This window comes from Thermodesulfobacteriota bacterium, from assembly GCA_040756475.1.
Classification (GTDB): Bacteria; Desulfobacterota; Deferrisomatia; order Deferrisomatales; family JACRMM01; genus JBFLZB01.
Genome location: JBFLZB010000003.1, coordinates 56,980 through 69,898, shown reverse-complemented (window position 1 = coordinate 69,898; position 12,919 = coordinate 56,980). Strand labels below are relative to the sequence as shown.

The window sequence follows — 12,919 nt, the reverse complement described above, 5'->3', positions numbered from 1 at the left end:
AGCGGTTGCCCACTAGATAGCCCGGTCGGCTCTAGCGAGCCGATGACACGCCCCCCTTGCAGCAAGCACTATGCCATACGACCGCGTACCAGCTGAGTTTTATGCGCGATCGCCCTGGCGTGTCGGCGTGTCGGCGTTGACACCGGCCGCCGCCCCGTGGTACGAAGCACGAGCGGAGGATGGGACTCGATGGAACACCCTTGCCGGTTTCACGGGGCGACTCGATCTGCTCGAGCTACGGGCGCGGCAGCCGCGGCTGCCGCTCTGCGGGTTCGTGCCGCTCGTCGCCTCGCGGGAGGGAGATAAAGACAGTCCCCCGACCGGACGAACATAGAGGCCATGGGCGAGCAGCCCATGGCCTTTCGCTGTTTCTGGACTTGGACGAAACTCTGCCGCTGCGACGCGGCGGTCGGCTCTCGGGAGAAACGACATGCGCAACAACATCGTGCACATCGGTGCGGGCGAGCTCACCTACGAGATCCGGGCGATCGTGGAGATCGCCGAGAAGCTCCAGCGCCTCGGGGTCTCGGTGAACATGGAGAACATCGGGGATCCCGTTACCAAGGGAGAGCAGATTCCGCTCTGGATGAAGGAGATCGTGGCGGACCTCGCCATGCAGGATTGCTCTTACGCCTACTGCCCCACCAAGGGGCTCTTGGAGACGCGGCGCTTTCTCGCGAACCGCACCAACGCCCGGGGCGGCATCCAGATCACGGCCGACGACATCATCTTCTTCAACGGGCTCGGGGACGCCATCCAGAAGGTGTACGGGCTGCTGCGGCACGAGGCGAGGGTCATCGGTCCCTCGCCCACCTACTCCACCCACTCCTCCGGCGAAGCCGCCCACGCGGGACAGCCCCCGGTGTCGTACCTGCTGGATCCGGACAATCACTGGTACCCCGATCTCGACGACCTGCGTCTCTCCATCCGGTACAACCCGTCGATTTCGGGGCTCCTGATCATCAACCCCGACAACCCCACGGGCGCGGTGTATCCGGAGGGGATCCTGCGGGAGATGATCGCCCTGGCCCGGGAGTACGACCTCTTCGTGATCTGCGACGAGATCTACAACAACATCGTGTACAACGGGCAGAAGACCCGGCCGATCTCGGACCTCATCGGCGATGTGCCCGCCATCGCGATGAAGGGAATCAGCAAGGAACTTCCCTGGCCGGGAGCGCGGTGCGGCTGGATCGAGGTCTACAATGCAGACCGGGACCCCGTCTTCCGCCGCTACGTGCAGAGCATCGTGGACTCGAAGATGGTGGAGGTGTGCTCCACGACCCTTCCCCAGAAGGCTATTCCTCCCATCCTGAGCCACCCCGCCTACCCTTCCTATCTGGAAGAGCGCAAGCGGCGCTACGAGGAGTACTCCAACCTCGCCTACGAGATCCTGCGGGAGGTGCCGGGGCTCAAGGTCAACCGGACCAACGGCGCCTTCTACATGGCGGTGACGTTCGAAGGAGGGGTGCTGACGGAGCACCAGACCCTCCCCGTGGCCAATCCGGAGGTCCGGGCTCTGGTGGAGAAGCTGGTGGCGCCCCCGGGCACGCCCCTCGACAAGCGCTTCGTCTACTACCTGCTCGCCTCCGCGGGCATCTGCGTGGTCCCCCTGTCGTCCTTCTGCACCCAGGAACTCGGGTTTCGCATCACCCTGCTCGAGCCCGACCGGGAGGTCTTCACCCGCGTCTTCCGCAACCTGGCGGCCAAGATCTCCGAGTACCTGGGGTCCGCCGGGGCGCGGGTCCGGGCGGTAGGGTAGCAGGGGCGCCTCGGCCGAGGTACTGGCCGACTGGGACTCGAAGGGACCGCCCTACGGGGAGCGCTGCGAGCGGCTCCCCGGTGCCGGGCCTCTTTGCCCTTTGCCCCTCAGGCCTCAAAGAGAAAGGCCCCCCGGACGCATCCGGGGGGCCTTTCAAGAATGGCGGGAGCGACGAGACTCGAACTCGCGACCTCCGACGTGACAGGCCGGCGTTCTAACCGACTGAACTACGCCCCCGCAAAGGGCTTCTCGCTTTCTTGGTAGGCGGAACAGGGCTCGAACCTGCGACCTCCGGCTTGTAAGGCCGGCGCTCTTCCAGCTGAGCTATCCGCCCAAAGTGGGCTGGGGCCTAGACCCTGTCCTTGAGGCCTTTGCCCGCCTTGAACTTCGGCGCCTTGCTGGCGGCGATCTTGATCTCTTTGCCCGTCTGGGGATTGCGTCCCTTGCGGGCCTTGCGCTCCGTGACGCTGAAAGTCCCGAACCCCACGAGGGTCACCTTGTCGCCCTTCTTCAGGGCGTCGGAAACGGCGTCGGTGAAGGCTCCCAGGAACCGCTTGGCGGCAGCCTTGGAGGTGTTGGCCCGGGCCGCCATGACCTCGATGAGTTCCGCCTTTGTCACGGTATCCCTCCTTGAATCGGGTCGCAGAGTGAGGCCGTCTTATAGCAACCGGGCCCGAAGGCTGTCAAGGCTCTTTTCTACTGGATTTGCGACGCGTCGGCCCCGTGGGGGGTAGGCGCCGGAGCAGCCGGCAGGATCCCCAGGATCTCCTCGACGGTCCGGGATGCCCGGGGGCCTCCCGAGAGAATCTCCTGAGGATCTTCGGTCTCCAGGGCGGCCCCCACCACCTGGTCCATGTGTTCGACGTAGACGATCCGAATCTCCTTGGAGATGGAGCGGGGAAGATCCAGGTCGGGCACGTCCTTCTCGTTGTCCTTGGGGAGGATGACCGTGCCGATGTGCCCCCGATGGGCGGCTAGGAGCTTCTCCTTGAGGCCGCCGATGGCGAGCACCTTGCCCCGTAGCGTCACCTCGCCGGTCATGGCCACGTCCTTGCGCACCGGAATCCCGGTGAGGGCCGAGGTGAGGCACGTGGCCATGGTGATGCCGGCGGAGGGGCCGTCCTTGGGGATGGCGCCTTCGGGCACGTGGATGTGGATGTCGATCTTCTGGTAGAAGTCGCGTTCCAGTCCCAGGCGGTGGGCGCGGCTACGCACGTAGGAGACGGCGGCTCGGGCGGACTCCATCATCACGTCGCCCAGTTTGCCCGTGATGGTAAGGTTTCCCTTGCCCGGAAGGAGCACGACCTCGATGCCGAGGAGCTCGCCTCCGACCTCCGTCCAGGCCAGACCGGTCGCGTATCCGACCTCGCTCTTCTCTTCCTTGATGCCGTATTTGTACTTCGGGGCCTTGAGATGTTTGTGCACGACCGACGGCGTGACCCGGAAGGGGCCCACGTCCTGCCCCTCCGCCGCGACCACGGCCTTGGCCACCTTGCGGCAGATGCTGGCGATCATCCGCTCGAGATTTCGGACTCCGGCCTCCCGGGTGTAGCGATGGATCACCTCCAGCAGGGCCGCGTCGGTGAAGCGCACGTCGGCCCCTTCGAGGCCGTTGGCCTTGAGCTCCTTCTTCACCAGGTGCTCTTTGGCGATGGCGAGCTTCTCGATCTCGGTGTAGCCCGCGATCTGGATGACCTCCATCCGGTCGCGAAGCGGCGGCGGGATGTTGGGGAGGTAGTTGGCGGTGGTGATGAAGAGCACCCGGCTCAGGTCGTAGTCCAGGTCGAGGTAGTGATCGTTGAACGTGTCGTTTTGCTCGGGGTCGAGCACTTCCAGGAGGGCCGAGGAGGGATCGCCCCGGAAGTCCATGCTCATCTTGTCCACCTCGTCCAGGAGAAAGACGGGGTTGGAGCTCTTGGCCTTCTTCAGGCTCTGGAGGATCTTTCCGGGCATGGAGCCGATATAGGTGCGCCGGTGCCCACGGATCTGTGCCTCGTCGCGCACGCCCCCGAGGCTGAGGCGCACGAAGTTCCTGCCGATGGCCCGGGCCACGGAGCGGGCGAGGCTCGTCTTTCCCACGCCCGGGGGGCCCACGAAGCACAGGATCGGGGCCTTGGTGGTGCCCACGAGCTTCAGGACGGCCAGGTACTCGAGGATGCGCTCCTTGACCTCCTTGAGCCCGCAGTGGTCCTCGTCGAGGATGCGATGGGCCTCCGGAATCTGGACCTTGTCCTCGGTGACCTCGTTCCACGGAAGATCCAGGATCCAGTCGACGTAGTTGCGCACCACGGTGGCTTCGGCCGACATGGGCGACATCATCTTGAGCTTTTGCAGCTCCTTGCGGGCCTTCTCCTTGACGTCGTCTGGCATGTCCTTTTCTTGGACCCGCTTGGCCAGCTCCCGGATCTCGTTCTGTGTGTCTTCCCCCTCCCCGAGCTCCTTCTGGATCGCCTTCATCTGTTCGTTTAGGTAGTACTCCTTCTGGGTTTTCTCCATCTGCTTCTTGACCCGGCGCTTGATCTTCTGCTCGATCTCCAGAACCTCGATCTCTCCCTTGATGAGCTCGAGCAGTTTTTCCAGGCGACCGACCGGGTCTTGCATTTCCAGGAGCTCCTGCTTTACCCCGGTCTTGATGGAGAGGTGCGACGCGATGGTATCCGCGAGGCGGCCAGGCTCCTCGATGGACTGGGCGGAGCTCACGAGCTCGGAGGGGAGCTTGCGGTTGAGCTTGACGTACTCGGCGAAGGTGTCCACCACGGTGCGCATGAGGGCGTGGCACTCGGCGCTTCCTACGGGGGCCTCGGGAATCTCCTCGGCCTGCACCAGGAAGTACCGCTCCGTGCCCAGGTAGCTCTTGAGCCGGGCGCGGCCGCGCCCCTCCACCAGGACCTTCACCGTGCCGTCGGGGAGCTTGAGGAGTTGGATGATCGCCCCGACGGTGCCGACCGTGTGGATGTCGTTGACCCCGGGCTCGTTGACCCGCGCCTCCTTCTGGGAGGCGAGCAGGATCTCCCGGTCTGCCGCCATGGCCTCTTCGAGGGCGGCAATGGACTTGTCGCGCCCCACGAACAGGGGAATGACCATGTGGGGGAAGACGACGACGTCGCGTAGCGGAATGAGGGGCAGGACCCGGTCGGGACCGCTCTTTCGGATGGTCATGGGGGTATTTCTCCGGCCTCAGCCGGTGCCGACGCGCCCGGTATCCTGGCCGCTGTAGAGAATGATGGGGGACTCCCCGGTGTTGATGACGTCCTCGTTGACGATCACCTCCTCCACGTTCTTCTGGGAGGGGATGTCGTACATGAGGTCGAGCATCACGGACTCGAGGATGGCCCGCAGGCCCCGAGCGCCGGTGTTGCGGCGCGAGGCCTCCCGGGCGACCGCCTTGAGGGAGCCGTCCGTGAAGGAGAGGGTGACGCCTTCCATGTCGAATAGTTTGCGGTACTGCTTCACGAGGGCGTTCTTGGGCTCCTTGAGGATGCGCACCAAGGCCGCCTCGTCCAGTTCCTCCAGGGCAGCGTGAATGGGCAGGCGCCCCACGAACTCGGGAATCATGCCGAAGCGGATCAGGTCCTGGGGCTGGGCCTGGGAGAGCACGCCCTCTTCGCGCTTCTGCCTGCGGCTCTTCACGTCTGCCCCAAAGCCGATGCTCTTGGATCCCAGGCGCTGCTCCACGATGTCTTCGAGGCCCACGAAGGCTCCGCCGCAGACGAACAGGATGTTGCGCGTGTCGACCTTGATGTAGTCCTGCTGGGGGTGCTTGCGCCCTCCCTTGGGGGGCACGCTGGCCACGGTGCCTTCCAGGATCTTCAGCAGTGCCTGCTGTACCCCTTCGCCGCTCACGTCCCGGGTGATGCTGGGGCCCTCGGTCTTCTTGGCGATCTTGTCGATCTCGTCGATGTAGACGATGCCCTTCTGGGCCTTTTCCACGTCGTAATCGGCGTTCTGGAGAAGGCTCAGGATGATGTTCTCCACGTCCTCGCCCACGTATCCGGCTTCGGTAAGGCTCGTGGCGTCGGCCATCGCGAAGGGGACGCGCAGCACCCGCGCCAGGCTCTGGGCGAGCAGCGTCTTGCCGCACCCCGTGGGGCCCATGAGCAGGATGTTGGATTTCTCCAACTCCACCTCGTCGGCGTTGCGCGGCGGGGAATAGATGCGCTTGTAGTGGTTGTAGACGGCTACGGAGAGGATCCGCTTGGCGCGCTCCTGGCCGATGACGTAGTCGTCGAGGAAGGTCTTGATGTCCGGCGGCGCCGGCAGGCTGTCGTCGAGGGAGGACGGGGGGGCGGCTTCCTCGGCGATGATGTCGTTGCAGAGAGTGATGCACTCGTCGCAGATGTAGGCCGTGGGACCCGCGATGAGCTTTCGGACTTCTTCCTGGCCCTTGCCGCAGAACGAGCAGTATAGGCCGCTGCCCTTGCCCTTTCTCGAATTCACCCCGCGACTTCTCCCGGGCGGATGACGTTTCCGCCCTCAATCCTTACGTGTTTCTCGATGACCTTGTCGATAATACCATAGGCCCGCGCCTGCTCTCCATCCATAAAGAAGTCGCGTTCCGTGTCCACCGAGATCGTGTCGAGCGTCTTGCCGCTGTGCCGGGCGAGGATCTCGTTGAGGGTACGCCGCAGGCGCAGGATCTCGCGGGCGTGGATCTCGATGTCGGTGGCCTGCCCCTGGAACCCCCCCAGGGGCTGGTGGATCATGATCCGCGAGTGGGGCAGGGCCCAGCGCTTGCCCTTCGCGCCTGCCGCCAGGAGCAGGGCCCCCATGCTGGCAGCCTGGCCCAGGCAGATGGTGCACACGTCGGGGCGAACGTACTGCATGGTGTCGTACACCGCAAGGCCGGCGGTGACGAGCCCCCCGGGGGAGTTCACGTACACGTAGATGTCGGCCGAGGGGTCCTCGGACTCCAGGAAGAGCAACTGCGCGATGATCACGTTGGCCACGTTGTCGTCGATGGCCGAGCCGAGGAAGATGATCCGGTCCTTGAGCAGGCGGGAGTAGATGTCGTAGGACCTCTCGCCCCGGCTGGTCTTCTCGACCACGAAGGGAATGAGGCTGCTCATGGGGCGATCTCCTCCTGGTCCAGGCCCACCACCTCGTCCACGGTCGAAGCGGCCACCACGTGGGCGACGACCTTGCCGTCGAGGAGGTGGCTGCGCAGGGTGTCGAGGCGGTCGCCTTCCTCGAAGAACTTGTGCACGGCCGCGTATGGCCTGCCGTCGGCTTGGGCGATCGCCCGAATGCGCTCTTCCACTTCTTCGTCGGTGACGGTGAGGCCCTCGGCCTCGGCGATGGCCCGCAACAGGAACGCCCAGCGCACCGTGTGCTCCGCGGCACGCCGGTGCACTTCCTGCACTTCGGCGCGGCCGATCCCCAGGGCCTCGGGGTCCATGCCCCGGCTGCTCAGATCCCGTCGCATCCGATCGAGGCTGAAGGCCTGCTGGTTGCGCACGAGCGTCTCCGGGACCTCGAAGGGGTTGGCGTCGAGGAGGGCATTGATGACCCGGTCTCGAAAGCCATCCTCCGCGCGGCGCCTCTTCTCCGAGGCAATGACGTCGCGCACCCGCTCCCGCAGCTCCTCCGCCGAAGCGACCCCTGCCACCTCCTTGGCGAACTCCTCGTCGACCTCGGGCAGGCGGGCGATCTTGACGTCTTTGATCGTGACCTCGAAGCGGGCCGACTTGCCCGCCAGGGTCGCGACCGGGTGGTCGTCGGGAAAGGTTGCGTCGACCTCTCGTTCTTCTCCCGCCGCCGCCCCGAGGAGCCCGTCCTCGAAGCCGGGGAGGAGCGAGCCGGAGCCGAGGACGATGGTGCGGTCCTGGGCCTGGCCTCCTTCGAAGGGCTCCCCGCCGATGGTTCCCCGATAGTCCAGCACGACCATGTCCCCCCGGGCCAGGGTGTGCCCTTCGGGGGCGGGCTCGAAGGTGGTGCGCTGCGCGCGGAGGGCTTCGAGGCGGGCCTCCACCTCGGGTTCGGCGATGACGACCTTTTCCTTCTTTAGGTGCAGCCCCGTGTATCCGCGGGCCTTGACCTGGGGTCGCACCTCCACGACGACGGTGTAGGCGATGCCCGTGTCGGGAGAATAGTCCTGGAGCTCGATGTCGGGGTCGGACACCGGCACCAGGTTCTCCTGGCGCACGGCATCCTGAAAGGTCGTTCCCACGAGGCGTTCCAGCACGTCGGAGCGAATCCGATCGCCGTACATGCGACGAATCACCTGCGGGGGCGCCTTTCCCTTGCGGAAACCCGGTACCGTCGTCCGGGAGCGCAGCTCGCGCAGCAGGGATTGCTCTTCCCGGGAGACGTCCTCCGGGGGTACCTGGATGGTCAGTTTGCGTTTGACCGGGCTGATGGATTCTACCTGGGCTTTCATGGGTGCCCTGTCTCCTCTTCTCGTCACGGGCTGGGGCCGGTGCCGCTCGGCGCTCCCTCGCGGCCGGAATCGCAAAGGGGATCGGCGAACAATAGCGGATGCCGGCGCGTCCCGCCGTGCGGTTCCTCTCCAACCGGTCGCACGCCGGATGGCATGTAGATGGTGCGAGAGGGGGGACTCGAACCCCCACGGTGTAACCCGCTGGATCCTAAGTCCAGTGCGTCTGCCAGTTCCGCCACTCTCGCAAAGGTTCAGAAGAACTGCGCACCCTACAACATCGGGCGCTCCTGTGAAAAGGGCAAAGTGTGGCCGCCAGCGCCACCTCCAGGAGGGGGTGACTGTCGTCCCTCGGGGCGGAGCGCAGGGACTCCCGGACCCCGCTCGCCACCCAGGCGGCGGATCCAGGCTGGGACCGAACCTCGAAGGGCGGGTTGGCAAGGGAGAGGTGCCCTTACCGGGGCGAGGGGCTCCTGCGCAGGCCGACCCACTGGGGGTAGAGCTCCTGCGCGCACTCGGGGCAGATGCCGTGGGTGAACTCGGCGTGGGAGCGTTCCCCGATGTAAGCCTCGATCTGGTTCCAGTACCCCTGGTCGTCGCGAATCCTCTTGCACGAGGAGCAAATCGGGAGGAGCCCTCCGAGGATCTTTGCCTGGGCGAGGGCCTCCTGGAGGCGGGCGATGAGGGCCTCGCGCTCGGCGTCGCGCCGCCTCTCTTGTGTGATGTCCCGCGCCACGTGGACGGTCCCCACGGCCCGGCCGGCTTCGTCGCAGTAGGGCGAGCACCGGACCTGGAGGGGCACGCCCAGGCAGGAATCGAGGATCTCCTCCGTGGCGGTGGTCTCGGTTCGGCGGGCCCTGTCGTGGGGGCACCCGGGCCAGGGCTCCTCGGTGCCGTGGAAGACCCAGTGACAGCGCTGGCCGACCAGGTGGGCCGGCTCGCACCCCAGGTGCCGCGCCAAGGCACGGTTGGCGCGCACGATCCGGAAGTCCCAGTCGTGGACGGAGATGAAGTCCTCGATCGCGTCCAGGGTGGCGGTCCAGGCGCGAAGGATGGCGCCGAGGGATTCAGGACCACGCTCTGGCGAGGACTCGGTTTCGCTGCATCGCTTGGCGCGTGCGCGTGTTCCGGTTCTGGCCGCGTCCACGAATCCAGACCCTTCCTTCCCGGCATCGGCACGTCCCGCGCCGGTGCCCGGTGGGGCGGACTTCGAGGGTTGAGAGGGCCTCCGTGCCTTCCCCCGGCGAGATGCCGCACGCCCCCGACTATGCAGGTTCCATACCACCCACTCCCGTCGCTTCGCCCCGTCCGCTCCCCACCGGAGGACGAGAACGCGTCCGAAGCGCTCCCTGCGTACCGGACCGGGTTCCGAATCGTAACCGGGGGGGATGGGAGCCGGCGACCCGGACCGCGGGGCTGCTGACGGTCTCGCCGGCTCCCATCCGCGGGCCGGAGATGACGTCGGTCGGCGGTGAGGCCGTCTTGACCCGGGCGGGGGCGCCGCGTATGTTTGCCGCTCGCTGTTGCCCAGGACGGAGCGCACATGAGACGCGTGGTGATCGTGGGAGGAGGGCTCTCGGGGCTCGCGGCGGCGCGCGCGGTGCTCGACGAGACCGGGCGGCGCGGGCCGACCCCGGAGCTCACCTTGCTGGAGCGGGACCCTCACCTGGGGGGAAAGATCCGCTCGACCCGGGACGAGGGTTTCCTGTGCGAGCACGGTCCCAACGGGTTCCTCGACAACAAGCCCTCCACCCTGGCCCTGGTCCGGCGCCTGGGCGCGGAGGCGCGACTTCTCAAGTCCAACGACAAGGCCCGCAAGCGGTTCGTCTTCACCGGGGGTGAGCTCAAGCAGCTCCCCGAGGATCCGGTGAGCTTCCTCCTCTCGGACCTGCTCTCCATCCGGGGGAAGCTACGGCTCGCGGCGGAGTTCCTGCTTCCCCAGGGGGACGCCCGGGAGGACGAGACGGTGGCGGCGTTCGTGCGCCGGCGCCTGGGGGACGAGGCCCTGGAGAAGCTCATCGACCCCATGAGCGCGGGCATCTACGCGGGCGACCCCAACGTGATGAGCCTTCGGAGCTGCTTTCCCAAGGTGGCCCAGATCGAGGCCCAGTTCGGGGGGCTCCTGAAGGGCATGCTGGCCATGCAGAAGATGGCCAAGGCCATGGGTGTACAGGGTCCCCAGAGCGCGGGGCCCGGCGGCGTGCTCTGGAGCCTGGAGGAGGGCGCGGGAGAGCTGATCGAGACCCTCGCCCGGAGCCTGCCCGATGGGTCGCTTCACCCCGGCGCGGAAGCCGAGGCCCTGGAGCGGCACCCCGGGGGCGGGTGGAGGGTGCGAACGGCGGGCGGCGAGTTGAGGGCCGACGCGGTGATACTCGCCACACCCGCCTACGACGCCGCGAGACTCCTGCGAGGGCACGACGCCGCCCTGGCGGAGCGCCTCTACGCCGTTCCCTACGTACCCGCGGCGGTGGTGTGCACCGGCTTTCGCCGGGAGGACGTGGCCCATCCCCTGGACGGCTTCGGGTTCCTCATCCCCTCGGCCGAGGGCCGCCGCATCCTGGGGTCGTTGTGGAGCTCCTCCATCTTCGCGGGGCGCGCCCCCGAGGGCCGCGTGCTCCTCACCCAGATCGTGGGGGGGGCGCGAAACCCCGAGCTGGTGAACCTCTCCGACGAGGACCTCCTGGCAGTGGTGAAGGACGAGCTCGCCTGGACGCTCGGCATTCGCGCCGAGCCCTGCTTCGCCAGGGTGGTGCGCTGGGCCCGGGCGATCCCCCAGTACGTGGTGGGGCACGCGGCCCGCCTCCAGGAGATCGAGGGCCGGGTGGCGGCCCTGGGAGGCCTCTTTCTCGGGGGCAACGCCTACTACGGCATCGGCATCAACGACTGCACCGCACACGGGACGGCCCTGGGGCCCCGGGTGGCGGATCTCCTGGCGGCCCCCGGCACGGCGGCGGCGGCCGGCGGGGAAGGGGTCTCGGGGTGAGCGACTTCGACGCGATCGTCATCGGCGCGGGCCCGGCAGGGGTGAGCGCGGCCCTCACCATGGCCCGGGGGGGCCTCAGGGTGGGACTCCTGGAGCGTGGGCCCTACCCGGGCGCGAAGAGCCTGATGGGCGGGGTGCTCTACACCGACGTCCTCGCCGAGCTCGTGCCCGACTTCCAGACCGAGGGAGCCCCCCTGGAGCGCCACGTGGCGAAGAAGGGGCTCTCGGTCCTCACGGGCGAGGCGGAAACGGCCCTCTCGTTTCGCACCGCGGCCTGGGACCGAGCTCCCCACAACCACAGCTTTACCGTCCTGCGGGCGCGCTTCGACCGCTGGTTTGCCTCCCGGGCCGAGGCCGAAGGGGTCGAGGTGGTGAGCGGGGTCGTGGTGGACCGCACCCTCAAGGACGACAGCGGCCGGGTGGTGGGGGTGGAGGTCCGCATGCCCGAGGGGGAGTCCGCCGAAGGCGGGCGGCTCAAGGCCCCCGTGGTGGTCGTCGCCGACGGTGCCAGCTCCCTCCTGGCCGAGGCGGAGGGGCTTCGGCCGCCCCTTTCGAGCCGGCGTGCGGCCCTGGGCGTGAAGGAGGTGCTGGGCCTTCCCCGGGAGAAGATCGAGGAGCGGTTTGGGGTTCGGGGCGACCAGGGAAGCGCATGGGAGTACCTGGGGGAGGCCACGGGGGGGCTGCGGGGCTCGGGGTTCGTCTACACGAACCGGGAAAGCCTCTCGGTGGGGGTGGTGGTCTACGCGTCCGACCTGGCGCAGCAGGCGGCGAGCCCCGTGGAGCTCCTGGACCGGTTCAAGGCCCACCCGGCCGTAGCCCCCCTGGTGGAGGGGGCGGAGCTCCTGGAGTATGGCGCGCACCTCATCCCCGAGACCGGATACGACGCCCTCCCGATCCTCTACAAGGACGGGCTCCTCCTGGCGGGGGACGCGGCGGGGCTCGTGAGCACCTCGCCCCACCACGAGGGATCGAACTACGCCATGGCCTCCGGCGTGATGGCGGGAAGGGCGGCTCTGGCAGCTCACGCCGCGGGGGACTTCACCGCCTCGACCCTCTCCTGCTACCGGCGGTACCTGGAGGACAGCTTCGTCCTCAAGGACATGGAGCACTACCGGGACTGGCCCCGCTTCCTCGAGGGCAACCCCCACGTGCTCGCCCGCTGGCCCGAGGCCCTGTCCTCTGCCGCCGAGAGCCTGCTGCGGGTGGGGGGCGGTCCCCGCTCCGAGCGGGGCGGGGAGCTCTGGGAGCTCTTCCAGCGCCGGGTGGGCATCCTCCCCTTTGCCGCCACCGCGCTCCAGCTGCGAAACGCCCTGCGGGTGCTCGGCTACGGGAAGAGCGACCGGATCCTGGAATACCTGGCGAAGAACTGGTGAGGAGCGGCACGTGACGAGAGGGGAACCGGGGGGCATCCGGGGGTCGGGCAAGCCCCTGACCGTGGAAGAGCGCCTCTACGCGGACGAGACCCGGCCCGACGCGGTCTCCCACCTGGGCGTCTCCGATCCCTCCCGCTGCCCAGGGTGCGCGGGCAAGGAGTGCGTGCGCACCTGCCCCGCCGAGACCTACCGCTGGAGCGACGAGGAGGGGCGCCTCACGATCCGCTTCGAGAACTGCCTGGAGTGCGGCACCTGCCGCCTGGTCTGCCCCCACGCCAACATCACCTGGCGCTATCCCATGGGGGGGATGGGGATTTGTTATCGCTATGGATAGATGGGCACGTTGTGTGTGGCGCGTTGCATGTTGGAGAAAGTCTGCGGGAGAAGTGAAAAGTGAGTGCTGACGAGTGACGGAGTGGGCACGCAGG

The 12,919-nt window shown here is 67.4% G+C and carries 10 protein-coding genes and 3 tRNA genes; 4 read left to right on the top strand and 9 right to left on the bottom strand.

The features are described 5' to 3' along the window. The first annotated feature begins 430 nt into the window (after window positions 1-430). The gene (locus AB1578_01045; GenBank protein MEW6486485.1) at window positions 431-1,762 is read left to right on the top strand and encodes a pyridoxal phosphate-dependent aminotransferase; all 1,332 of its coding nucleotides are present in this window, start codon (window positions 431-433) and stop codon (window positions 1,760-1,762) included. Between the two features lie 160 nt (window positions 1,763-1,922). Here AB1578_01045 and AB1578_01040 read toward each other — a convergent pair. The 9 genes from AB1578_01040 to AB1578_01000 form a co-directional block, all read right to left on the bottom strand. Continuing rightward, a tRNA-Asp gene (locus tag AB1578_01040) sits at window positions 1,923-1,999 on the bottom strand. A 21-nt stretch (window positions 2,000-2,020) separates the two neighbouring features. Then, window positions 2,021-2,096 (bottom strand) — tRNA-Val (locus AB1578_01035). A gap of 15 nt (window positions 2,097-2,111) precedes the next feature. Beyond that, window positions 2,112-2,381, bottom strand: a complete 270-nt coding sequence (locus AB1578_01030) for an HU family DNA-binding protein (protein ID MEW6486484.1) — start codon at window positions 2,379-2,381, stop codon at window positions 2,112-2,114. Between the two features lie 77 nt (window positions 2,382-2,458). Then, window positions 2,459-4,921, bottom strand: a complete 2,463-nt coding sequence (gene lon, locus AB1578_01025) for an endopeptidase La (protein ID MEW6486483.1) — start codon at window positions 4,919-4,921, stop codon at window positions 2,459-2,461. 18 nt (window positions 4,922-4,939) lie between these two features. Then, window positions 4,940-6,199, bottom strand: a complete 1,260-nt coding sequence (gene clpX, locus AB1578_01020; GenBank protein ID MEW6486482.1) for an ATP-dependent Clp protease ATP-binding subunit ClpX — start codon at window positions 6,197-6,199, stop codon at window positions 4,940-4,942. After that, on the bottom strand, window positions 6,196-6,828 hold the full coding sequence (gene clpP / locus AB1578_01015) for an ATP-dependent Clp endopeptidase proteolytic subunit ClpP (GenBank protein MEW6486481.1): 633 nt from the start codon (window positions 6,826-6,828) through the stop codon (window positions 6,196-6,198). The genes clpX and clpP overlap by 4 nt, the downstream gene beginning before the upstream one ends. Then, window positions 6,825-8,138, bottom strand: a complete 1,314-nt coding sequence (gene tig, locus AB1578_01010) for a trigger factor (GenBank protein ID MEW6486480.1) — start codon at window positions 8,136-8,138, stop codon at window positions 6,825-6,827. The genes clpP and tig overlap by 4 nt, the downstream gene beginning before the upstream one ends. Before the next feature lie 160 nt (window positions 8,139-8,298). Then, a tRNA-Leu gene (locus AB1578_01005) sits at window positions 8,299-8,383 on the bottom strand. Window positions 8,384-8,589: 206 nt separating this feature from the next. After that, window positions 8,590-9,282, bottom strand: coding sequence for a PAS domain-containing protein (locus AB1578_01000; GenBank protein ID MEW6486479.1), 693 nt, complete (start codon window positions 9,280-9,282; stop codon window positions 8,590-8,592). Between the two features lie 396 nt (window positions 9,283-9,678). Here AB1578_01000 and hemG point away from each other — a divergent pair, with 396 nt between their 5' ends. Genes hemG through AB1578_00985 form a run of 3 tightly spaced genes read left to right on the top strand, consistent with a single transcriptional unit; the run spans window position 9,679 to window position 12,825 of the window. Continuing rightward, window positions 9,679-11,118, top strand: a complete 1,440-nt coding sequence (gene hemG, locus AB1578_00995) for a protoporphyrinogen oxidase (protein MEW6486478.1) — start codon at window positions 9,679-9,681, stop codon at window positions 11,116-11,118. Beyond that, complete coding sequence (locus AB1578_00990) at window positions 11,115-12,491, top strand: FAD-dependent oxidoreductase (GenBank protein ID MEW6486477.1); 1,377 nt, start codon at window positions 11,115-11,117, stop codon at window positions 12,489-12,491. The genes hemG and AB1578_00990 overlap by 4 nt, the downstream gene beginning before the upstream one ends. 10 nt (window positions 12,492-12,501) lie before the next feature. Further along, entirely contained in the window at window positions 12,502-12,825 is a 324-nt protein-coding gene (locus AB1578_00985; protein ID MEW6486476.1) for a 4Fe-4S dicluster domain-containing protein, read from the top strand. Window positions 12,826-12,919 lie beyond the last annotated feature (94 nt).

Coding starts and splice junctions, on each gene's coding strand:
- tig (MEW6486480.1), bottom strand. CDS start 8,138: ATGAAAGCCCAGGTAGAATCCATCAGCCCGGTCAAACGCAAACTGACC.
- hemG (MEW6486478.1), top strand. CDS start 9,679: ATGAGACGCGTGGTGATCGTGGGAGGAGGGCTCTCGGGGCTCGCGGCG.
- lon (MEW6486483.1), bottom strand. CDS start 4,921: ATGACCATCCGAAAGAGCGGTCCCGACCGGGTCCTGCCCCTCATTCCG.
- clpP (MEW6486481.1), bottom strand. CDS start 6,828: ATGAGCAGCCTCATTCCCTTCGTGGTCGAGAAGACCAGCCGGGGCGAG.
- AB1578_01045 (MEW6486485.1), top strand. CDS start 431: ATGCGCAACAACATCGTGCACATCGGTGCGGGCGAGCTCACCTACGAG.